The organism is Micromonospora sp. ATCC 39149, assembly GCF_000158815.1.
Taxonomy (GTDB): Bacteria; Actinomycetota; Actinomycetes; order Mycobacteriales; family Micromonosporaceae; genus Micromonospora.
The window spans coordinates 3,927,903-3,949,341 of record NZ_GG657738.1; the positions used below are offsets into that span (position 1 = coordinate 3,927,903).

21 protein-coding genes, 1 tRNA gene and 1 pseudogene are annotated in these 21,439 nt (G+C 72.0%); 14 read left to right on the forward strand and 9 right to left on the reverse strand.

Annotated elements, in window-relative coordinates:
• The 5 genes and pseudogenes from MCAG_RS16810 to MCAG_RS16830 form a co-directional block, all read left to right on the forward strand.
• Nucleotides 1-397 (forward strand): annotated as a pseudogene (locus tag MCAG_RS16810) (DNA polymerase III subunit delta'); the annotation flags it as partial.
• Nucleotides 398-519: 122 nt separating this feature from the next.
• Nucleotides 520-849, forward strand: coding sequence for a YbaB/EbfC family nucleoid-associated protein (locus MCAG_RS16815; protein WP_007074184.1), 330 nt, complete (start codon nt 520-522; stop codon nt 847-849).
• A gap of 1 nt (nt 850) precedes the next feature.
• On the forward strand, nt 851-1,156 hold the full coding sequence (locus MCAG_RS16820) for a hypothetical protein (protein WP_007074185.1): 306 nt from the start codon (nt 851-853) through the stop codon (nt 1,154-1,156).
• Nucleotides 1,156-1,821, forward strand: a complete 666-nt coding sequence (locus MCAG_RS16825) for a hypothetical protein (RefSeq protein ID WP_007074186.1) — start codon at nt 1,156-1,158, stop codon at nt 1,819-1,821. Before MCAG_RS16820 ends, MCAG_RS16825 begins: the two co-directional genes overlap by 1 nt.
• 54 nt (nt 1,822-1,875) lie before the next feature.
• Nucleotides 1,876-2,715 (forward strand): regulatory iron-sulfur-containing complex subunit RicT, encoded by an 840-nt coding sequence (locus MCAG_RS16830; RefSeq protein WP_007074187.1) that lies wholly within the window; start codon nt 1,876-1,878, stop codon nt 2,713-2,715.
• A 5-nt stretch (nt 2,716-2,720) separates the two neighbouring features.
• Here MCAG_RS16830 and MCAG_RS16835 read toward each other — a convergent pair whose 3' ends face one another.
• Nucleotides 2,721-4,475 (reverse strand): metallophosphoesterase, encoded by a 1,755-nt coding sequence (locus MCAG_RS16835; protein ID WP_036373802.1) that lies wholly within the window; start codon nt 4,473-4,475, stop codon nt 2,721-2,723.
• A gap of 159 nt (nt 4,476-4,634) precedes the next feature.
• Here MCAG_RS16835 and MCAG_RS16840 point away from each other — a divergent pair.
• Nucleotides 4,635-4,708 (forward strand) — tRNA-Thr (locus tag MCAG_RS16840).
• 395 nt (nt 4,709-5,103) lie between these two features.
• On the opposite strand, the gene MCAG_RS16845 is transcribed toward MCAG_RS16840, so the two are convergent.
• Together MCAG_RS16845 and MCAG_RS16850 are read right to left on the reverse strand one after the other, a co-directional pair.
• Complete coding sequence (locus MCAG_RS16845) at nt 5,104-5,403, reverse strand: YciI family protein (RefSeq protein ID WP_232290198.1); 300 nt, start codon at nt 5,401-5,403, stop codon at nt 5,104-5,106.
• Nucleotides 5,400-5,972: a TetR/AcrR family transcriptional regulator gene (locus tag MCAG_RS16850; protein ID WP_007074190.1), complete on the reverse strand. Its 573-nt coding sequence runs from the start codon at nt 5,970-5,972 to the stop codon at nt 5,400-5,402. The genes MCAG_RS16845 and MCAG_RS16850 overlap by 4 nt, the downstream gene beginning before the upstream one ends.
• Before the next feature lie 161 nt (nt 5,973-6,133).
• On the opposite strand from MCAG_RS16850, the gene MCAG_RS16855 reads away from it, so the two are divergent.
• Nucleotides 6,134-7,225 (forward strand): alkene reductase, encoded by a 1,092-nt coding sequence (locus MCAG_RS16855; RefSeq protein WP_007074191.1) that lies wholly within the window; start codon nt 6,134-6,136, stop codon nt 7,223-7,225.
• Nucleotides 7,226-7,927: 702 nt separating this feature from the next.
• Here MCAG_RS16855 and MCAG_RS16860 read toward each other — a convergent pair.
• Nucleotides 7,928-9,373: a family 43 glycosylhydrolase gene (locus tag MCAG_RS16860; RefSeq protein ID WP_036373805.1), complete on the reverse strand. Its 1,446-nt coding sequence runs from the start codon at nt 9,371-9,373 to the stop codon at nt 7,928-7,930.
• A gap of 623 nt (nt 9,374-9,996) precedes the next feature.
• Nucleotides 9,997-10,641, reverse strand: coding sequence for a class I SAM-dependent methyltransferase (locus MCAG_RS16865; RefSeq protein WP_007074194.1), 645 nt, complete (start codon nt 10,639-10,641; stop codon nt 9,997-9,999).
• 846 nt (nt 10,642-11,487) lie between these two features.
• Between MCAG_RS16865 and MCAG_RS16870 the strand changes: the two genes are divergently transcribed.
• Both MCAG_RS16870 and MCAG_RS16875 read left to right on the forward strand, forming a co-directional pair.
• Nucleotides 11,488-12,411, forward strand: coding sequence for a hypothetical protein (locus MCAG_RS16870; protein ID WP_036373808.1), 924 nt, complete (start codon nt 11,488-11,490; stop codon nt 12,409-12,411).
• 124 nt (nt 12,412-12,535) lie between these two features.
• Nucleotides 12,536-13,075 carry a DUF4240 domain-containing protein gene (locus tag MCAG_RS16875; protein WP_036373811.1) on the forward strand — a complete coding sequence of 180 codons (540 nt, stop codon included), beginning with the start codon at nt 12,536-12,538 and terminating at the stop codon, nt 13,073-13,075.
• A gap of 21 nt (nt 13,076-13,096) precedes the next feature.
• On the opposite strand, the gene MCAG_RS16880 is transcribed toward MCAG_RS16875, so the two are convergent.
• Nucleotides 13,097-13,582 carry a GNAT family N-acetyltransferase gene (locus MCAG_RS16880; protein WP_036377319.1) on the reverse strand — a complete coding sequence of 162 codons (486 nt, stop codon included), beginning with the start codon at nt 13,580-13,582 and terminating at the stop codon, nt 13,097-13,099.
• Between the two features lie 100 nt (nt 13,583-13,682).
• On the opposite strand from MCAG_RS16880, the gene MCAG_RS35745 reads away from it, so the two are divergent.
• Complete coding sequence (locus tag MCAG_RS35745; protein ID WP_255348995.1) at nt 13,683-13,814, forward strand: hypothetical protein; 132 nt, start codon at nt 13,683-13,685, stop codon at nt 13,812-13,814.
• On the opposite strand, the gene MCAG_RS16885 is transcribed toward MCAG_RS35745, so the two are convergent.
• Nucleotides 13,805-14,422: a pyridoxamine 5'-phosphate oxidase family protein gene (locus tag MCAG_RS16885; RefSeq protein WP_007074198.1), complete on the reverse strand. Its 618-nt coding sequence runs from the start codon at nt 14,420-14,422 to the stop codon at nt 13,805-13,807. The two genes, MCAG_RS35745 and MCAG_RS16885, sit on opposite strands and share 10 nt — an antisense overlap.
• A gap of 230 nt (nt 14,423-14,652) precedes the next feature.
• On the opposite strand from MCAG_RS16885, the gene MCAG_RS16890 reads away from it, so the two are divergent.
• The 3 genes from MCAG_RS16890 to MCAG_RS16900 are packed head-to-tail and all read left to right on the forward strand — an operon-like array spanning nt 14,653 to nt 16,828.
• The gene (locus tag MCAG_RS16890) at nt 14,653-15,159 is read left to right on the forward strand and encodes a DUF2231 domain-containing protein (protein WP_007074199.1); all 507 of its coding nucleotides are present in this window, start codon (nt 14,653-14,655) and stop codon (nt 15,157-15,159) included.
• The gene (locus MCAG_RS16895) at nt 15,156-15,710 is read left to right on the forward strand and encodes an Hsp20/alpha crystallin family protein (RefSeq protein WP_007074200.1); all 555 of its coding nucleotides are present in this window, start codon (nt 15,156-15,158) and stop codon (nt 15,708-15,710) included. Before MCAG_RS16890 ends, MCAG_RS16895 begins: the two co-directional genes overlap by 4 nt.
• A gap of 11 nt (nt 15,711-15,721) precedes the next feature.
• Nucleotides 15,722-16,828, forward strand: coding sequence for a glycosyltransferase family 9 protein (locus MCAG_RS16900; RefSeq protein ID WP_007074201.1), 1,107 nt, complete (start codon nt 15,722-15,724; stop codon nt 16,826-16,828).
• 69 nt (nt 16,829-16,897) lie between these two features.
• Here MCAG_RS16900 and MCAG_RS16905 read toward each other — a convergent pair whose 3' ends face one another.
• Together MCAG_RS16905 and rfaE2 are read right to left on the reverse strand one after the other, a co-directional pair.
• A complete protein-coding gene (locus MCAG_RS16905; RefSeq protein WP_007074202.1) occupies nt 16,898-17,770 on the reverse strand; it encodes a glycosyltransferase family 2 protein in 873 nt (290 codons plus the stop codon).
• Nucleotides 17,767-19,626, reverse strand: coding sequence for a D-glycero-beta-D-manno-heptose 1-phosphate adenylyltransferase (gene rfaE2, locus MCAG_RS16910; RefSeq protein ID WP_007074203.1), 1,860 nt, complete (start codon nt 19,624-19,626; stop codon nt 17,767-17,769). Before rfaE2 ends, MCAG_RS16905 begins: the two co-directional genes overlap by 4 nt.
• A 129-nt stretch (nt 19,627-19,755) precedes the next feature.
• Between rfaE2 and MCAG_RS16915 the strand changes: the two genes are divergently transcribed.
• Entirely contained in the window at nt 19,756-21,432 is a 1,677-nt protein-coding gene (locus tag MCAG_RS16915) for an MDR family MFS transporter (RefSeq protein WP_007074204.1), read from the forward strand.
• Nucleotides 21,433-21,439: the final 7 nt, after the last annotated feature.

Genomic DNA, 21,439 nt, shown 5'->3' on the forward strand with positions numbered 1-21,439 from the left:
TCGACGAGGCGGACGGGCCGCGTTGCAGACGGCGCTCGGCGCGGGCGGCACCGGCCGGGGTGCGGCCGGCGCGATGCGCGGTGCCCAAGGGCAGCTCAAGGACCTGGAGAAGCGGCAGAAGTCGCGGGCCACCCGGGCCCAGCGGGACGCCCTGGACCGGGCCCTGGTCGACCTCGCCGGCTTCTACCGCGACGCGCTGATCGCGGCGCTGCGCGCGCCGGTCGCCCCGGTGCACACCGACACCGCCGCGCTGGCCGAGGCGGGCGCGCAGAAGTGGCACGCCGAGGGGGCGCTGCGCCGGCTGGAGGCCGTGCTGGAGTGCCGGGCCGCCATCGAGGCCAACGTCAAGCCGCGCATCGCGGTGGAGGCGATGATGCTGTCCCTCTGGAAGGGCTGACCGCCGACCCCTGCTCCGTCCACAGGCCATCGACAGGTCCGATTGGTGTGCGGTACGGTCCGGTGATGCCGTGGTGACCGTGGCGGCACACTCAGTGAGTGCGCTGCCGGGAGGAGTCCGCGATGCCTCGGGGGGAGATCGACGAGGCCTGGATCGAGGAGGCGGTGCGGCGCTACCGCCGCATCGAGGCGTTGCAGGCCGAGTTCGACCAGGCGGTGGCGACCGTGGAGGTCACCGTGCGTTCCCCGGACGGGCTGGTCGAGGTGGTGGTCACCGCCGGCGGCCGGATCACCGACGTGCGCTTCCTCGGCCCGCTGCACCAACGCCACCACCGGGACGTCGCCGCCTCCGTGCGCGCCGCCGTGGCCGCCGCCGCCGACGCTGCCCAGTGGGCCCGGGAGAAGCTGCACAACGAGACCTTCGCCGCGTACCGGCCGCTCGCGGGAGCCTGACGTGGACGAGCTGCGCGCCCTCGCCGCCCGGCTGGACGAGGCCAGCGCCACCCTGGAGGCGCTCGCCCGCGCCGTCACCGCCACCGACCCGCCGCACCCGGCGTTCGGCGCGCACGTCCCGGGCCGCCCCGGCGAGATCGGCCGGGCGCTGCACCGGCGGTGGACCGACGCCACCGGCGACCGGGCCCGGGAGGCGGCCGTCGCCGCGACCCGGCTCACCGCCGCCGCGTCCGCCGTGCGCAGCGCCGCCGACCGGTACGCGGGGGTGGACGACGCCGTCCGCCGCCGGCTGGGCCGGGAGGTCTGATGGACGCCCTGGACCGCCTCGCCGAGCCGGGGCTGGACCTGCTTGGCCGGGTCGACACGCTGCTCGCCGGCGGAGCGCCCGAGGGGCACCGGCTCTGGCCGCTGCTGCGCCGCATGCAGGTGCTCCCCGGCGACGCACTGCGGGGCTTCCTCGACCTGCACCCGGCCCCGCTGACCGGCGCCGGCCACGCGGTGCGCGGGCTCGTCCGGGGGTACGACGAGGTGTGCCGCACCCTCACCGACCCCGCCGCCTGGTCCGGGCCGGCCGCCTCGGCGTACGACCAGGCGCGCTCGGCGCTGCTGCGCCACCTCGACGAGGGCCCGGAGAGCCTGGTGGGCCGGCTGGAGGCCACGGCCGGGTACGCGGACGCTCTCGCCGACTGGATAGAGGGCAGCCGCCTCGCGCTGGCCCGCGCGCTCGCCGACGTGCTCGGCTCCGCCGAGGCGGTCCGGGTGCACGCCGCCACCGCCCCGGGAGCCGAGCCCGGCGTGGCGGGGCTGCTCGCGGCGGCCGACATCGCCCACCGGGTGCTGGCCGTGCTCGGGGTGGCGTACGACGGGGCGGAGACGCTGCTGCGCCAGTGGTCGCCGAGCCTCGCGGAGACGACCTGGCGCGGGTCGACGGCCGGCGTCGCGTACCACGACTCGCCGCTGCGGGTCCGATGACCGGCGGTGACGTGCGGGTGGGTGTCGGGCGTCACCGCGTCGTAGGGTGATGGCATGGGCATGCTCTGCGCGGTCAGCTTCAACCGGTACGGGCGTCTCTACTACCTCGACCCGGGCGAGTTCCGGCCGCAGGTGGGCGACCGGGTGCTGGTCCCCACCGACGACGGTCCCGAGGTCGCGGAGTGCGTCTGGGCCGCGCAGTGGGTCAGCGAGGACACCGACGGCTTCCCCCGGCTCGCCGGCCTGGCCGGCGACGACGACCTGCGCCGCGACGAGCTGCTGCGGCGGCGCAAGGCCGAGGCGAAGGTGGCCGCGAAGCGGCTGATCCGCGAGCACGGCCTGCCGATGAAGGTGGTCGCAGTCGACCACGTGCTCGCCACCGCCGACGGCGGCGGGGACCGCACCACGGTCTACTTCACCGCCCCGCACCGGGTCGACTTCCGGTCCCTCGTCCGCGACCTGGGGGCCACCCTGCACTGCCGGGTCGAGCTGCGCCAGCTCTCCGCCCGGGACTCCGCGCGGGTCCAGGGCGGCATCGGCTCCTGCGGGCGCGACCTGTGCTGCGCCACCTTTCTCACCGACTTCGAGCCGGTGACGATCCGGATGGCCAAGGACCAGGACCTGCCGCTCAACCCGCTGCGCATCTCCGGGGCCTGCGGCCGGCTGATGTGCTGCCTGAAGTACGAACATCCGCTGTACGCCAGGTTCCAGGAGTCCGCCCCGGCCATCGGTGCCCGCGTCACGACGCCGGAAGGGGAGGGCCGCGTGGTCGGCCACAGCGTTCCGAGAGACGCGGTGACCGTCCGCCTGGACGCCGACGGCTCCCGCTGCTCGTGCAGCCGGGCCGCCGTCTGCGCCCCTCGCCAGGCCCACGACCAGCACTACACCGGCTGAGGCGGTCAGGGCTCCAGCACGACGGGCGGCTCGGCCAGCCGCGGGGTCAGCGGGTCCTTCGGGGTCAGCCAGGAGGCGGTCGGCGATCGGTCGGGGTTCAGCCGCCAGTCGCGGGCGACCCGGTCCACCGCGATCGGGTAGACGGTCAACGTGCCGTCCGGGTCGATGCGCATCCGCAGGAACGCCTTGGCGTCCTCGATGCCCTGGCCGGCGAACAGTTCGTTGACGTTCACCCCGAACGCCCCGGCGACCAGCAGGTACGCCGCCACCAGTTCGCTGGCGAGGAGACCGATCAGCGGGCCGTACACCACCGCCGCGGCGGCCACCGGCAGCGGCCAGGGCCAGTCGTGCAGGGGCACCGCCAGCCAGGCCCAGGTGCCGGCGGCGGCGAGCGCCACCTGCGCCACCCCATGTATGACTCCGAGGATCCAGTGCCGCACGTGCCGCTTGCCGCTGGCGCTCGGCGGCTTCGCGAAGAAGACCGCACCTAGCATCGTCACCACCAGCATCGCCACCAGCGGGACGCTCAGCAGCCGTTGCTCGGTGCCGCCGGCCCGGCCCGTCGCCACCCCGGCCATGGCCAACATGAGCAGGGTGTGCACGGTGCCCAGCAGGGTGCCGAACCCCGGGTTGCGTCTCGGCAGCCGGGCGAAGACCCCCCAGCCGTACCGGCGGGAGCGGGCCCGGTCGGGGAAGCTGGCCGCGAGGTCGTACGGGAGGCTGCGGCTGGCCCGCCGGGACAGGGTGTCCTTCGGTGGCACCTCGATCCGCTCCGGCAGGTGGTGGGTCGGGTACAGGTACGCCCCGCCGCTGCCGCAGGTGATGAGCTGCCGGTCCGGGCCGGAGTACCGGGCGTAGTGGTGCAGGTCGCCGGAGATCAGCAGCCGCACCCGCGCCCCGGTCGGCGCGACGATGGTCCGCAGGAAGTAGTCGATCGAGTCGTACGCCGTGGGATGGTCGGCGGCCTTGACCCACGTCGGTGCCGGCACGGCCAGGATCACCCGGCTGCGCGGCCCCAGCCGCTTCGCGACGGCGTCGAAGTAGGTGAGCTGCGGGTCGTCCAGGTACGAGCCGGACTGGTCGTCGAGGCCGAGCAGCCACCAGTCGGCGGGCAGCTCGACGGCGAAGTACGAGCGGGACTGGCCGGTGCCCCAGCCGCCGAAGTGCCGGTCCCGGGAGCGGACGAACAGCCGCAGGAAGGCGGTCAGCCCGTCGTACCAGTCGTGGTTGCCGGGGACCGCGAACAGGGTGGGCCGCTCGGGCGGCGTGACCGGCAGCGCGGCCTGGTACGGACCCTTGCACCGGTCCTCGTACGCGGAGTACGACGCCGACGGGTAGACCTGGTCGCCGCCCATCACCAGGGTCTGCGCCCGGGGCAGCCGGTGCCCGTCGACCGCCAGCTCAGGCTGGGCGAGCAGGTACGCGACCGAGTACGTGGCGTTGAAGCCGTCGCCCAGGTCGGCCACGTAGTCCAGCCACAGCCCGCCGTCCGGCCCGACCTGGCGGAAGACCCCGTCGCCGAACGCGTTCTGCAACTCCCGCTTGTCGAGGTACGCCCCGAACAGCGCCGCCAGCAGCGTACGCAGGCCGGTGCTGATCAGCAGCAGCGGCGCTAGCCACGGCACGGGCTTGCGCGGGGTGAAGCCCAGCTCCAGCGGGTCCGTGCTGCGCGGGCGGCGGGACGTCCGGGCGAAGGCGCGGTCTTCGTCGGGATCATCGATGGGGGCCGGGCCGTCGACGGGGGTGCGATCGTCGGTCACCCGCCGCAGCGTAGTCCGGACGGGGCCGATTTGCTGTCGGGTGCGAGCAGGGACGGGCCGGATGCCCGGTTGGCGGGGCGGCACCTCGTGGCCCCGGGGTCGCCGCAAGACATCCCGCTGTGGCGGCGGCGGGGGTGTGCCGTACACTTAACGATCGTCGCCGCCTTAGCTCAGTCGGCTAGAGCGACGCACTCGTAATGCGTAGGTCGACGGTTCGATTCCGTCAGGCGGCTCAAGGTGAGGCCCTGACCAGCATCAGCGCTGGTCAGGGCCCCTGTTCATCGATGTGTTTCGCATCGCCCCCCGAAAACCCCCAGAAACGCCTACCGGCGATCAGGTTCAGCACACCTGCCAGCGGGGGTGCAGGGGTTACCTGGCCCGGCGCTTCCCGCGATCTTGAGGCGCAGAAGCAGTGATCTCGGGACCTGCCCAAGCTGTTCGAGGATGTCGGAGCGCGACGCTGTTTGCGCACCTGCCCGCACTCAAGGCCGCGCTGGAAGCCTGGGCGGCGGTGCCGGTCCAGCCCGGTCCGGTCGGTTCGGAGGATCGTCTTGACCTGATGCGCATGACAGTGCCATCCGGTTGAGGCCGGTTTGCCGCCGTGGGCACGAACGTGGGGTGGCGCTGCTCAGGGGAGCAGGAAGGCCAGCCGTTCATCGGCAGCGCCGGGGGTGATCTCGATGATCTCGGCGGTGACCACGTTCTCGGCGACGAACGGGTCGGCCTTCACCCGGACCTCCAGGTCCGCGGGCGTGGTGTTGTGGGCCAGGACCGCGCCGCCCTGCCCTGGGGCGATGCCGCCGACGAGCAGGAACACCCCGTCGTCGAGTCCCTGCTGGATCCAGGCGTTGTGGCCGGCCATGTGCTGCGGAGCGGCGGCCTTGTTGTCGGAAAACCGGAGCAGGACAACGTACATGTGATCCCTCACGTGGTGGGTTGTAGCGCGTGCAGCCACGCGCGCATCTGGTCGACTTCCCGGCGGATGTAGTTCTCGTCGCGGTAGAGGTTGGCTAGCACCGCCACTCCTTGGCTGAAGGTGAGCACGTGCATCGCCAAGTCCTCGGATCGCTCGGCGTGCCCGAGAAGCCTGAACTGCTCGGTGAGCCAGTCCCGGAACAGGGTGAGCAGCTCCCCGGCCTGCATGAGCATCGTGTGCTCGAGTTTCGCCAGCTCGGTGGTCATCGTCCCGAGCGGACAGCCGTGAGCCTGGATGTCTGCCCGGTTGACGTGCACGATCTCGATGAACCGCAGGATTCGCGCGGCCGGGTCCGGCTCCTCGGCCTCCCACCGGGCCAGCCAGCCTCGACGCTCGTCGAGCCGTGCCGCGATCACGGCGTCGAGGATCGCAGCCTTGGACTTGAAGTGGTAGTAGAAGTTGCCCCGCGACAGGCCGACTGCGGCGGCGATGTCGGCGAACGAGGTGTGCTCGAAGCCGCGCTCGTAGAACAGCCGGTCGGCCGCCCGCACAATCTGCTCACGGGTCGCGATGGCTGTCATCCCGGCCCTCCTCGTTGTAGGACGCCTGACCTGGAACGCGAACTCTAGGTCAGGCGTCCTACGTCCGTCAAGGCGGTTGACAACGCTAGGGCAGTCGCCCTAGCGTCACGCCTCGTCTAGGACGCCCGTCCTACGACGTTCGCGTACCCCGGAGCTCCCGCATGCCCGCTGACCTGTTCGCACCGTTTCCGCTGGGCGACCTCTCGTTGTCCAACCGCCTGGTCATGGCCCCGATGACCCGCAACCGCGCCGACCGCCACGGGCACGTCACGCCGATGATGGTCGAGCACTACCGGCAGCGGGCCACCGCCGGCCTGATCATCGCCGAGTCCACCACCGTCTCGCCCTCCGCCGTCGGATATCCCCTCACCCCCGGCCTGCACAGCCATGCCCAGGCGGAGAGCTGGCGGGCGCTGACCGAGGCGGTGCACACCGAAGGCGCCCGGATCTTCGTGCAGTTGCAGCACTGCGGCCGGATCTCCCACCCCAGCCTGCTGGACGGCGCCACCCCCGTCGCCCCGTCGGCGATCCGGCCGGATGGGCAGGCGGTCACCTACGACGGCATGCGCGACTTCCTGGTCCCGAGGGCGCTGGACGTCGCTGAGATCCCGGGCGTCGCCGGCCAGTACCGACAGGCGGCCGAGCTGGCGCGCACGGCGGGCTTCGACGGCGTGGAGGTCCACGCCGGCAACGGATACCTCATCGACCAGTTCCTCCGGGACGGCACCAACCAGCGCACCGACGGCTACGGCGGAACCGCCGCCAACCGCATGCGGTTCCTCGGCGAGATCCTCGACGTGGTCTGTGACGTGTGGCCGGCAGGCCGGGTGGGTGTGCGCCTCACCCCGGAGAACAGCTTCAACACGATGACGGACTCCAACCCCCAAGCCCACTTCGCGTACTTCCTCCAGCGGCTCAGCCTGCGCGCCCTGGCCTACGTCCACATCCTCGAAGGAGGCATGGCGACCAAGGCCACCGCCCTGGACTACCGCGCACTGCGGGACAACTACGACGGCACCGTCATCGCCAACAACGGCTACGACCTCTCGCGTGCGCAGGCGGCGGTGCGAACCGGTGCCGCGGACCTGGTCGCGTTCGGCACACCGTTCCTCGCCAACCCCGATCTGGTCCACCGCTTCCGGGAAAACCTGCCTCTGGCCCAGGCCGACCCAGCCACGTTCTACGGCGGCGACGAGACCGGCTACACCGACTACCCGCCCCATCGGCCGTCGCCGCAGCCGTCGATGCGCTGACCGGCGGGGCTGCGCGCCTGAGCCCGGCGGCAGGAGCACGCCGGCGCCATGCCTGGCTGCCGTCCCCCCGTTTACTCCCCGAAACCCCTGCGAACGGTTGACCGGCGGCGACAAGTGATGATCACTTTGCCCGTTCGTTTGCGCAGGTCAGCGCCGAATGCTGACAGTCGATGACAACGCCAGAGTCGCAGGGTTCGAGGAGCGTAGGTCGACGGTTCGATTCCGTCAGGCGGCTCGGTGGGGAAGCCCAGGTCAGATGGCCTGGGCTTCGCCGTTTCCAGAGGTCGACAACAGCGCCGCCGGTGGTTCCGGTCCGCAGATAGCCCGCACCCCGGGCCGTGACTGCCTCATCAGGGCCCCGGCTGTCGTCAGATGATGCCGAGGAGGGTCGCGGGCATGACTCACTTCGGCGATCAGCATGGCGTAGAGAAACCTTGATGATCTTCTGAGCCGGCCATGTCCGTCTTGCTGCCCCCAACAGCGGCGCTTCTACGCCAAGCCGCCCAAGCCAGACACCATCACGACTTTGCCGGGCCCCTGCCCGCCGGTACTGCTGGTCCTGGCGTCGTTCAACGCGCCAGAGCAGCTCTAGCCGCCAACTTGCCGCGTCGAGCAGGGAGCGGCCCGGACCGATCTTCGAAAGCGCGGATCGGTCCGGGCCGCGGCGAGGCAGACCTCCAGTCCTACGACATCGGTGCCGCCTCAGCCACGCCGCCACAGCTGGACGGCGAAGCCGTTGCAGGTGTAGAGCGAGAGCCGGGCACCGTTCACGTTCTTCCAGTCATAGTTGTCCAGGCACATGTTGCCGGCGACGTTGCGCAGCGAGAACCAGCCGTTGCCCTTGTCGATGATCTGCCACTGCTGGGCCGTCGTGTTGTCGCAGGCGACCAGGCCGACGTCGGCGTTCAGCGCCGTGCTGGCGTTGATGTTGGTCAGACAGGTGCCGGTGTTGCGGTTGCGGATCTCGTACCCGCTGGTGCCCTTGTAGTTGAATTCGAACTCCTGCGCGGTGTTGCCGTTGCAGGTGTACAGCCGCACGAGTGCGCCGGGGGTGGTGTCGAAGTCGTAGTTGTCGACGCAGCGGTTGCTGTACTGGCCCCGGATGCCGGGCGCGGTCATTCCGTTCGGCAGCGGCTGGCCGAAGAACGGGTCGCCGTTGTCGCCGAAGTAGAGCTGCTGGAAGCGGGTGTGCCGGTTCGGGTCGGTGAGCGCGTCCGGCGTCGGGTTGGCGTAGTCACGGGCGTGGTAGACCAGCACGTCGGTGGTGTTGTCCTCGGCCACGGTGAAGCTGCCGTGGCCCGGGCCGTAGACCCCGTTCGCGGTCTGGAACACCGGGTTCGGGCTCTTGCGCCAGGAGGCCGGATTTAGCAGGTCCGCGGTGTCGTCGGCCGACACCAGGCCCAGCTTGTACCGGGAGTCGGTCGCCGAGGCCGAGTAGGCGATGAACACCTTGCCGTTCTTGACCAGCGGCGATGGCCCTTCCACCACGCCCGCGACGCCTTCCATCTCCCAGGCGTACGTCGGGCGCGCGATCTCGGTGACCGTGCCGGTGATGGCGGTGGGGCCGTTCATCCGGGCGATGTACATGTGGCTGTTGTAGTTGGTGGACGGGCTGTCCTGGGCCCAGGTGAAGTAGCGCACCCCGCGATTGACGAACGAGGCCGGGTCGAGCTGGAAGGACTCCCAGCCGGTGTTGAAGCGCTGGGGCGCGCTCCATTCGCAGGTCATCGGATTGGCGCAGGTGTTGCGGATCCAGTAGAGCCGCTGGTTGAACCGCGCGGTGCTGGGCGACGCCGAGAAGTACATGTACCAGGCGCCGTCGACGAACTGGATGTCCGGCGCCCAGATCCAACCGCTCAGCGCGCCGCTCGACGGCGCGGTGAACGCGTTGATCGTCGCGGCGCTGCCGAGGCCCTGCAGGGTCGTGGCGCGTCGCAGTTCGACCCGCTTGTAGTCGGGGACCGAGGCCGTCATGTAGTAGTAACCGTCGGTGTGCTTGTAGATCGCAGTGTCGGCGCGCTGCTGGATGACCGGGTTGTTGATCGTGATGAACTGCGCGGCGGCCGGCGGGGCGAACACGGCCAGCAGCGCGATGATCATGCCGAGCGCGACCGCCAATCTCTGACGGGCGCGGGTGGACTTTGCCATCGGTGGGCTCCTTGGGGGAAGGAGAGGATCGTGCTCGCGAGCTAGGGGGCTCTGGCGCACGGGCGGGTGTTTATGTGAGCGTTAACAGCCTCTCCAGTGGTTACGGGGATGTCAACAGCAGGTTTCGGGGCGCTAGGTGGGCGGTGTTGGAGCCGTTGCCGCCGGCGCCGAAGCGCCCGGATCGACCGTCGTCATGGAGTAGGCGGCAGTTGATCGACGGGATCGGTGGCGGGTCCGGGCCCGGGGCATCGAGCACTACGGCCGGCTCCACGCCGAGTTGGCCATGCCGTGCTCGCCGACGTGCGCGAACTGGCTGCTCCACGGCGTCCGGCCGGACGGGGTCAAGGCGGGCTTGACCCCCGGCCGCTGTACCGCGATTGAACCGGTCTGCCCGGACTGCCACGCCGTCCGCACCCAAGCGCTGAAAGAACTCCGCGCCCCACGCCGCGAGCGCTTCATCCAGCCGATTGGCTACCGCGTCCAGGTCGTCACCCGGCCCGCGTGCACGTTTAGGGTCACCGACGCCGAGGCGTGCCCGAGCATCCGCTGCGCCGCCTTGACGTTGGCACCCGCCGCCACGGCCAAGCTCGCTGTGCCGCAGACCGCCCGACGAGGACGTCCGCTTAGGACTCGCGGCGCGCAAAGATGATTCCGCCGAGCGAGCTTTCGGCCGAGGTGAGGGTCATCTGTGCCTCGACCGTGAATCCGCCCTCTTGCAGCCATGCCGCCATTTGAACGGGCTGGCGACGGTGAACGTAGACCTTCATCGGATGGCCGCCGTAGCCCTGAGTCTTGAGCCGTGATCCGTCACCGACGTGGAAGCTGAGCAGTAACGGGCTACCGGGACGCATCACCCGTCGGAAGTGTGCGAAGACCGAGCCGACCTGGTCGTCGGGGATGTGGATCAGCGAGTACCAGGCGACCAAGCCGGCGACCGAGCTTTCGGCCAGGTTCAGGTCGGTCATGGAGCCCACCTCGAACCTCAGGCCCGGGTGATCACGCCGAGCCACTTCGATCATCCCGGGCGACAGGTCCATTCCGAAGGCGTCAACACCGAGCTCATGCAGGTGCCCGGTGATGCGCCCTGACCCACAGCCCACATCTACGACTGGCCCACCACCGGCAGCCCGGACGAAGCCGGCGAACAAAGCCAGAGTCGCTCGTTCGTAGGGCGTTTCATCCAGAAAGTTGCGCAGGAGATCTGCATAACTAACAGCGACTACGTCGTAGGAGGCGCGGGTGTCTGCCAACCAGCCTTCAACGCTCACAGCGGCGACACTAGATCAAGCACGACGCAGCCGCCCACGGGTCGGTAGCCGTGGCGCGCAGCGGTCGCGAGAGGGCACCAGACACAACCAGGACGGCCACCTGCCCCAGGTGTTCGGGGCATCACGGTCGATTGAGCTCAGGCGCTAGACGATGCGCAGCGCTCGTACCCGGGCAGTACCGCCGGGGGTTGCGGCGGCTTCGCGAGCGCGACAGGCACGCCAAGACCGTCCCGGAGGCGTGAGCGCTGTACAGCCATCCGTACAGCCAAGGCCATCCGCTGACGCGGCCACCAGCCGGCACCGGCGGGCAGGCTGAGCACGGGGCCGGTCACCTGACCAGCCATCCGCGACCTTCCTCTAGGTGGGCAACTCGATGTGCGCGGCCGTCGCCGGCGCTCTCGCCCTCGTGGGCGTGGCCGCCCTCGCTTACGCCTGGAGGCGCAGGCGGCCTCGACCGACGACGATGTCGGCGTAGTGGCGGGGTTTTGAGCGGTCGATCACCGCCATGTCGCCGACATACCGTCCCGCGCCTCCCCAGTCACCGCCATGTCGCCGACATGCCGTCCCGCGCCTCCCCAGTCACCGCCATGCCGCCGGCATGGCGGCCAGTGCCACTCCGAGGAGATCACCCTCCGTGCTGATAGGAGAGGATTCTTCGGGCTTGGGTGGGGTGGTCGCGCTATCCGAAACTGGAACGTTTTCCCTGGTGAATGCGTTGTTACCTAGTTACCCTTGGGGCGACTGCCCGACGTTGTGCACTGCTTGGTCGGGCTTGTGTCGATTGAGGATCTGCATACTTAGAGTAGTCACCAGGCTCGGCCTCCCGCCTATCCGAAGGGAGTGCCCATGACCCGGGCTCCGGCGAACCTGATGGATGTCCGACGCCTGCTGCTGGCCCACCTGGACGTCGACCCCGAGACCTCACGGCCGCAGGACCTGGAGCCGGCGGAGGTCGGCATCGTGGCCGACGCCTCCCACCGGGGTGGCTACCACTGCGGCTCCGACCGCGTGGTGCCCGGCGACTACTCGGTGGTGGAGTCCACCCGGGACAGTTCCGGGCTGACCCTCGACGCGTCCGGCCTGGACATCGGAACCTTCAGCGTGACTTCCGCCGGCCGCACCCACAACCTGCGTTCGCTCTCGCTGTGGTTCGTACAGCAGTGCGTGGCCGGCACGGCCGACACGCGGGACATCAGGGAAATCATCTATTCCCCCGACGGGAAGACGGTCAGAAGGTGGGACCGGCTCGGCAAGCGCAGCACCGGCGACAGCTCCCATCTCTGGCACACCCACTTCAGCTTCTTCCGCGACTCGACCAAGGCGGGCCGGGACCAGACCCCGCTGTTCCGCCGCTACCTGAGCGAGATCGGGCTGATCAGCCCCCCGGACATGGAGGACGACATGAGCGAGAAGGCCGAGAACGAGATCCACCAGGTTTACACGGGCCTGTTCTACGGCGGGAACAGCATGGGCCGCGCCGTCGACCCCGACGGCACCGGGCCAGCGAAGGCCAGCAACAGCATCGTCACCAAGCTCGACTACCTGATGGCCCGCCTGGACGACGTCGCCAGCGGGGTCACCACCCTGTCGGGCAAGGACTGGACGGACGAGCCGGCCATCGTCGCCGGGGTGCTCGCCGGCCTGTCCCCGCAGCGACTCGCCGAGGCGCTGGCCACCGCCGGGCTCACCCCGGAGGCCATCGCGGCTGCGGTGCCGCCGGACATCGCCCGCAAGGTCGTCGACGAGCTGACCCTTCGGCTGTCCAGCTGACGGCGTCGAGCCCAGGAGGCCCGCCACGCCCGAATCCGCTCCCGTTCGATTCCCGCGCACGCGCTCGCGACCTCCGAGCCACTACTCGCCGTCGGTGTCGGGGGCATCCGCTAGCCTCCGGCCCATGAGCGTGTCAGTGGGCGGTGTCGCGAAGCGGCCCAGCGTCGAGGACGAGGCCCGGTTCTGGTCCATCGTGGAGGCCGCGTGGGAGCGGCTGGGCCCCGAGCCGGCGGCGCTGCGTCGGGCCCTGCGGGAGCGGGACCCGGCGGCCGGCGACGTCGACCCGTACGCCATCGGCGAGTGGTTCTCCCCGTTCCTCGACCAGTTGCGCGCTCTCGCCGCCGACCTGCCGAGCGAGGAGCTGACCGCCCTCGACCGGGTGGTCGAGCGGAAGCTGTACGACCTCGACCGCGCCGACATCCACGCGGTGACCGACGGCTCCGACGACGGCTTCCTCTATGCCCGGGGCCACATCGTCGCCCTCGGGCGCGAGTTCTACGAGGCGGTGCGCGCCGACCCCGCCCTGGCGGTCCCCGACGGCGAGTGCGAGAGCATCTGCTACCTCTTCGCCCACCTGCACGACAAGCTGTTCGGTGACTGGCCGCGCACCGGGTCGGGCATCTCCCGGGAGTCGTTCAGCAACCCAGCGGGCTGGCGGGAGTAGCCAGCGGGCTGGCGGGAGTAGTCAGAAGGCGTGATACATGACGTGCAGGCCGACCAGTCCCAGGCTCGGGTGCGCGAACGCGCCGGGCACGGTCCCGACGACCTCGAACCCGAGCCGCCGGTAGACCTCGACCGCCGCGTGGTTGGACTCGGCCACCGCGTTGAACTGCATTCCGGCGTAGCCGCGCCCGCGCGCCCAGTCCAGCGCGTCCCGGCACAGGGCCGTGCCGACCCCGCGCCCCCGGGCGCCGGCCGCCACCATGAAGCTCGCGGTGGCCACGTGTGATCCCGGTCCTGGCCGGTTGGTGCCCATCTTGGCCGTGCCGAGCACCCGGTCACCGTCGACCGCCACGACGGTCCGCCCGGGCGGGCGTTCCACCCAGACGTCGTACGCCTGCGCGGCGGTCATCGCCGGGTCGTACGTGAAGGTGTCCCCGGCCCGGGCGACCTCGGCGACGATTTCCCACACCGGCGCCCAGTCGGTGTCGGTGAACTCCCGGATCAGCACGGTCACCGACGCTACCGGGAACGCGGGCCGATGTTCCGCGCGGGGAGGTGGTGCTGGCACCACCATGTCCGGTGGTGCGCCCTGAACGCCGGCTGCGCCAGTGAGCCGCAACGACCCGGCCGGCGACGACGACTTCATGGCCGGGTTGGCGAGCGCCCCGCAGCGGGTGTGGACCGATTTCCTGGAGAAGCTGCTCGGGCAGCGTTTCCTCGCCCTGCCGGATCAGCCGTAGATCCTGCTCTCGTACTCCGGGCCGTAGTAGCGCTCCAGATCCGCCAGGCTCTCCGCCGGAGCCTCGACCTCCTTGATCAGTCGGGCCCGGGGCGGCAGCGCGTCGGGCTGCCAGGTCTCCGGCCGCCACAACTCCGAGCGGAGGAACGCCTTCGCGCAGTGGTAGAAGATCTGCTCGATCTCCACGACGATCGCCAGGACCGGCCGGTGGCCCCGGACCACCAGGTCGTCGAAGAACGGGGCGTCGCGCACCAGGCGGGCCCGGCCGTTGATCCGCAGCGTGTCCGTCCGGCCCGGGATCAGGAAGATCAACCCGACGTGCGGGTTGTCCAGGATGTTGCGGTAGCCGTCCGCCCGCCGGTTGCCCGGCCGCTCCGGGATCGCGATCGTCGTGTCACCCAGGACCAGGGCGAAGCCGGGCGGGTCGCCCTTCGGCGACACGTCGCAGGTGCCGTCCGCGCCGGCCGTGGCGACCAGGCAGAACGGTGCGGCGGCCAGCCACTGCCGGTCCCGGTCGTGCAGGACCTGCCGCTCCTTGACCGCTGCCCGGGGCATCGGCGCCCCCAGCAGGTCGCGCAGCTCCTCGTGCGAGGTGATCTCCACCGTCACGTCAGCCTCCCCCGAACCGTTGACCCCGGTGGCGGCCTGCGGCGTCGCTGCCCGGCCCCGTCGGTGCGAGCCTAGGCGAGCGCCGCGACCGCGAGGTTTGTCATTGGGCGTCCCGGGTACGGCCTCCCACGGGGTCGCCGAGCCAGAAACGTCCATCCAATCGGGAACGCCCAGCCCGGAAACGCCCGCCCAGCCCGGAACCGAGCACGGACCGACCAATGGAGGCCGCGATGGAGAGCCGACTCAAGGTGCTCGGGCACCCCGTGCACCCGATGCTGGTGATGTTCCCGGTCGGTCTGCTGGTCACTGCGGTGATCTTCGACGTCGTCGACACCGTCGGCGGCCCGAGCTTCCTCGGCGAGGTGGCGTACTGGAACATCACCATCGGCCTGATCGGCGGCCTGCTGGCCGCGGCGGCCGGCGCGTTCGACCTGCTGGCCATCCCTACCGGCACCCGCGCCAAGCGGGTGGGCCTCACCCACGCCGCCGCCAACGTCGCGGTGATCCTCCTCTTCGCCGCCGTCTGGGCGGTCCGGCTCAACGCCGACTCCCGGGCCGCCGGCGGCGCGCTGATCGCCATCGAGGTCGTGGCGCTGGCCATCCTCGGCGCGAGCGCCTGGCTCGGCGGCGAACTGGTCGACCGGCTCGGCGTCGGCGTCGACCGGGACGCCAACCTCGACGCGCCCAGCTCACTACGGCCCCCGGCGGCCACCCAGCGGATCGGAGACGCGCGATGAACGAACAGTCCAACGGTCGTAGCGGGCGCGGCCGGCAGCAGAGCTGGGACCCGATGGGGGAGCTCCAGTCGCTGCGCGCCGAGCTGAGCCGACTCGTCGGCGGCGGCCGGTCCGGCCCGCCCGAGGTGGAGCTGACCGAGAACGCCGACGGCTGGGAGGTCGTCGTCCGGCTGCCCGGCGTCGCCCCCGAGGAGGTGGCCGTCGAGCTGGACGACCGGGAACTCTGCGTCCGCGCCCGCTCGGAGGCGGAGGTCAACGCCGACCACGGTATCCCCGGTGGCTTCGAGACGAGGGGTTTCGAGTACCGGGTCGACCTGCCCGCCCGGGTGGACCCCGACCGCATCGACGCCGTGATGGACCACGGCCTGCTCCGGGTCCGGCTGCCCCGGGCGGCCCGGCCCACCCCGCGCACCATCACCGTCGGCCGCACCGGCTACCGGGGTACCGGCGGCGGCGCGGGTAGGACGGGCAGCCCCGCCTCCGCCGACCCGGCCGCCGACCGGGAGCTGCACCACCCGGACACGGCCGTCGACGAGATCGACCGGCCGTAGCGGGTCGACAGGTGGTCACCCCGGCAACGCTCGGCCCGCTGGGCGAGCGCGTACCCGATGTCGCGCGGATCGGCGTGCTGCGCGCCAACGCGCTCGGCGACTTCATCTTCGTGCTGCCCGCGCTCCAGTCGTTGCGCGCCGCGTACCCCGGGGCGGAGATCGTGCTGCTCGGCGCGCCGTGGCACGCGAAGCTCTGGCGCGACCGGCCCGGCCCGGTGGACCGGGTGCTGGTGGTCCCGCCCGCGCCCGGCATTCGGGAGCCCGACCCCGGCGAGCCGGAGCCCGCCATGGACGACTTCCTGGCCGCCGCCCGCGCCGAACGCTTCGACCTGGCGGTGCAACTGCACGGCGGCGGGGGCAACTCCAACCCGATCGTCAGCGGGCTGGGCGCCCGGGTCACCGCCGGGCTGCGCGCCGAGGACGCACCGCCGCTGGACCGGTGGATCCGCTACGTCTACTACCAGCACGAGGTGCTGCGCTACCTGGAGGTGGTCGGCCTCGTCGGCGCGCCCCCCGCAGGCATCGTCCCCGTCCTGGCTGTCACCGAAGCCGACCGGGCCGAGGCCGACGCGGTGCTCGGCACCCCGGCCCGGCCCCGGGTGGCGCTGCACCCGGGGGCCACCGACACTCGGCGGCGCTGGCCGTCCGAGCGGTTCGCCGAGGTCGCCCGCGCCCTGGCCGGCGACGGCTACGAGGTGCTGGTCACCGGCACCCCCGCCGAACGCGGCGTGGTGGACCGGGTGGTAGCGGCGGCCGGTGTGCCGGTGCGCCCGATCGTCGGCACGCTCGGCCTCGGCGGGCTGGCCGCCTGCTACGCCGGCTGCGCGCTGGTGATCTCCAACGACACCGGCCCGCTGCACCTGGCCGCGGCCGTCGGCACCGCCACGGTGGGGGTCTACTGGATCGGCAACCTGATCAACGGCGGGCACCTGCTGCGCGCCCGGCACCGCCCGATCGCCTCCTGGACGGTGCGCTGCCCGGTGTGCGGCGTCGACTGCACCCCCGGGATCTACCCGCACCGCCCCGGCGACGGCGAGTGCCCGCACGGGGATTCGTTCGTCGCCGACGTCCCGGCGATCGAGGTGGTGGAGGCGGCCCACGACCTGCTGGCTGTGTAAGGAAGGGCCCCTTGTTGACGCATACGGTCGAGAAGGGTCCCCTTCTCACATCCCGCCTGCCCGAGGCGCTCACACCCGCTCGGGCGAGTCGGCGAGGACGACCTCCCACGCCTCCACGTCCCGTTCGGTGACCGTGGTCGGCGACTCCAGGTGGTACGCGCCGCTGGGCAGGACGCCCGCGCCGCCGTGGCGCTCCAGCACGGCGAGCTGGGCGGCCACGTCCTCGCCCTGATGGTTCTGCTGCACCCGCCGCCAGAAGTCGAAGCCGCCCGAGTCGACCAGCGCCGCCCGGTCGTACAGCACGCACCCACCGATCCAGGAGACCTTGTACGCCCGCCAGGCCCCCGTTGGCAGGCCCAGCCGCTTGGTGACGTGCAGCAGGTTCGCCGCCGAGTGGATCGCCGCCCGCTGCCACTGCGGGGTGCCGGGGCGGACCCGCTCCGGCACCGGCCGGCCCGCCCACTCCTCGTAGTGCTGGTGGGTCTGCGGCCGGACGTCGTCGGCGTACGACAGCCCGTGCACCGCGTTGCCGACGAAGCCGCAGCCCAGCTCGCCGATCGCGGTGACCAGCCGGCGCAGGGTCCCCGGCTCCAGCCAGACGTCGTCGTCGAGGCAGAGCACGTACCGGGCGGCGGACCGATCCAGCAGGTACGCCCGGTGCTCGGCCAGCCCGCGCCGGGGCAGCCGCCGGGTCAGCAGCACCGGGTGGCCCCGGTGGCGCAGAGCCCGCACCATGGTCGCGGCGGCCGGATGGGCGTACGCGGGCTCGCCGTCGGACTGGTCGCTGACCACGACGCCGAACCCGGTGACGCCCTCCTGGGCGGCCAGCCCGGCGAGGGTGACCGCGAGTTCGGCGGGCCGGTTGCGCGTCGGGACCAGCACGTCGAGCTGCCGTTGGCGGCGGAACTCCTCGGCCGCGCCGAGGTCGAGCGGTCGGTTCACGCCGGCCTGCCCGGCACCGATGCCGGACGGGCGTGCGAGTCCACCTGGTCCGGCCCCTGGGAGGTGGGCTGGTCCGAGGTGGGCTGGCTGTGCGCCCGGATGCGGTCGATGATCGCGGAGGTGGAGCGGTCCGGCACGTACCCGAGGGTGCGGACCTGGCCGCCGAGCCGGCGCACCAGCGGCGCTTCCGGCACCATCTCCGGCGGGTAGTCGCCGCCTTTGACGTAGACGTCGGGGCGGACGATCTCGATGAGCCCCGCCGGGGAGTCCTCCTCGAAGATCACTACGTGGTCCACGCAGGCCAGGGCGGCCAGCAGGGCGACCCGGTCCTCCACCGGGTTGACCGGGCGGTCCGGCCCCTTCAGCCGGCGCACGCTGCCGTCGGAGTTGACCGCCACCACCAGCAGGTCGCCGAGGGCCCGCGCCTGCTCCAGGTACCGCACGTGTCCCGGGTGCAGCACGTCGAAGCAGCCGTTGGTGAAGACCACCGACCGGCCCGCGCCGCGCTGGGCCTCCACGATGGCAGACAGCTCGCCCGGGGCCACCAGCACGGGGTGCCCGGCGTCGCCGCCGCGCGCGCCGAGCGCGCCCAGCAGGTCCTCCCGGCGGCACACGCAGGTGCCGGTGTCCGACACGGTGATGGTGGCGGCGAGCTGGGCGAGCTGCGCGGCGGTCGGCAGGGGCGCGTCAGCGGCCAGGGCCAGCGTCATCGCGGCCAGGTACGCGTCCCCCGCGCCCACCGCGTGGCTCGCCGGGACGGGGGTGCTGTGACTGCGCCGGGGCGTGCCGTCCGCGCCGCCGACCACCGCGCCGTCGGTGTCCAGGGTCACCGCGACCACGTCCGCTCCGGTGTGCGCGCGCAGCTCGGCGAGGCGGGACTCGGCCAGCACGGCCCGGTCCACCCCCTCGCCGGCCCGCGCGTTGACCGTCACGCCCGTCCCGGTCACGCTGAGCCCGTCGCCGGTCATCGCCACCCGGTCCTCGCCGGGCGTCGGCTCGCCGGTGATCCCGGTGGGCCGGTCGAGCGGCACCCCGGGCGGCGGCGCGGCGGGAGGAGCCCCCGCAGCCGGCGAACCGGACGCGCCCGGCGAGGTGCCCACGCTCAGCTCCGAAGGCCCGTCTGCTGGGCCCGCCGGGTGGTCTAGGTGCAGGTGCGAGTCGGTACGCGCGGCGGCGCGGGCGAGCAGCCGGGTCGCCTCCGCGAAGCTCGGGGTGACCACGGTCGGCGCGAGCCCCCGCCAGTCGGCCAGGTCGTGCGCGTCGAGGGCGATCGTGGCGTACCGGTCGCGGGCGGCGACCAGCCAGGCGCGGACGGGGGCGGGCAGCGCGCCGAGCCCGTAGTCGCAGACCACCAGGGTCGGCGCCTCGCCACCGGAGGCGGCCCGCAGTTCCTCGGTGGCGCACTCCAGGGCGGTGAGCAGCCGGTCCACCTCGTCGGTGTCGAGCGCGTCGTCCGGGTCGCCGGAGTCCTCGCGCAGCAGGATCTGGTTGCCGGCGAGCATCCGCCGCTTCACCGGGGTGTGCCGGCCGGGTTGGGCGACCGTACGGTCCCAGACCCCGGCCCGGTCGAGGCAGTCGTGCAGCTCGTCCCCGGCGACGTCGGCGCCGACCGGGGCGACCAGCACCGCCCGCCCGCCGAGGGCGGCCACGTTCACGGCGGTGTTCGCCGCCCCGCCGGCCGCCGAGATGCGCCGGCGCAGGGTGAGTACGGGGGCCGGGGCCTCCCGGCAGAGTCGGTCGGACTCGGCGAACCGCCACTCGTCGAGCATGGCGTCGCCGATCACCAGCACGGGGCGACCCAGCCAGCTTTCCACGACGGTGGCGAGCCGGCGCTCTTCCGCTGCTGCTCCTGCCATGCCATCCCGGGTCCCCGTGGGGTGCGGGCTCAAACCCGCCGCCACCGACGGCTCCGGCTTCTGCCCGCCCGGCTCGGCCTCCTTCCCGCCCGGCCCGCATGATCCGCGCGGGGCGGGAAAGAAGGCGGGATGACCACCGAAGAAGCCGGCCGCCTGGTGCTCACCCCCCGGCAGCTACGCCTGCTCATGTTCGGCCTGATGACGGGCATGCTTCTCGCCGCGCTGGACCAGACCATCGTCGGCACGGCGCTGCCCACCATCGTCGGCGAGCTGGGCGGCATCGACCACTACTCGTGGGTGGTCACCGCGTACCTGCTCGCCTCCACCGCCTCCACCCCGCTGTACGGCAAGATGGCCGACCTGTACGGCCGCCGCCCGGTCTTCCTCTTCTCGATCGGGACGTTCCTGCTCGGCTCGCTGCTGGCCGGGCTGTCGCAGGACATGACCCAGCTCATCGTGACCCGGGGTGTGCAGGGCCTCGGCGCGGGCGGTCTGATGACGCTTGCGTTCACGATCATCTCGGACGTGGTGTCGCCCCGCGAACGCGGTCGCTACCAGGGGCTGTTCGGGGCGGTGTTCGGCATCGCGTCGGTGGCCGGGCCGCTGGTCGGCGGGTACTTCGCCGAGACGAGCTGGCGGTGGATCTTCTACCTCAACGTGCCGCTGGCGATCCTGGCCATCGTGGTCTGCTACCACGTCATGCGGCTGATTCCGTTCCAGCGGCGGGAGCACACGATCGACTGGCTCGGGGCGGCCCTGCTGGTCGCCGGGGTGAGCTGCCTGCTGCTCGCGCTGAGCTGGGGCGGCACCTCCTACGCCTGGGGCTCCGCCGTGATCATTGGACTGTTCGCGGCCGGGGCCGTGCTGGGCGGGCTGTTCCTGCTCCAGGAGGTGCGGGTGGCCGAGCCGATCCTGCCCCTGCGGCTGTTCCGCAGCCGCACCTTCGCGCTGGCCAACAGCGCCGGCTTCGTTCTCGGCCTGGTGATGTTCGGGTCGATCATCTTCATCCCCCTGTACCTCCAGATTGTCAAGGGCGCCTCGCCGACCCGCAGCGGCCTGCTGATGCTGCCGATGATGGCCGGCATCATCGTCACCTCGATCCTCACCGGCCGGGCGATGAGCCGGATCGGCCGGTACAAGTGGTTCCCGGTCGCCGGCTCGGCGGTGCTGCTCGTCGGGATGCTGCTGTTCACCCGCCTGGCCGTCGACACGTCGCTGTGGGTGGCGTTCGGTTACCTGGTGGTCCTCGGCGTCGGGCTGGGCCTGTCCATGCAGTCGCTGATCCTCGCCGTGCAGAACGCGGTGGACTCCCGGGACCTCGGCGCTGGCACCTCCTCGGCGACGTTCTTCCGGTCGCTGGGCGGCGCCTTCGGGGTGGCGATCCTCGGGGCGGTGCTGTCGTCCCGGCTCGCCGACCAGCTCGCGAGCCGGATGCCCGCCGCGATCGCGCAGCTGTCGCCGGAGCAGCGGGCGGCGGTGGTGGCCGGCGGCGGGACGGACGTCTCGATCAACGACCCGGCGACGATCCTGGTCCTGCCCGGCCCGATCCGCGCCGCCATCCAGGCCGCCTTCGTGGAGTCGCTGCACCTGGTCTTCCTCACCACCGGGCTGATCGCCGTCGTGGCGGTGCTGGTGACCCTGGCGCTGCCGGACGAGAAGCTGCGCGGCGCGGGACCGCGTGGCGCGACGGGCGGGGCCGACCCGCTCGGCGGCAAGGCAGCCGCCCCGGGCGGCAAGCCGCTGGCGAAGGAGTCGCGGGACGAGGCCGCCGCCGAGATGGAGGCCAAGAGCCAGACGATGCTGTGAACTCCCG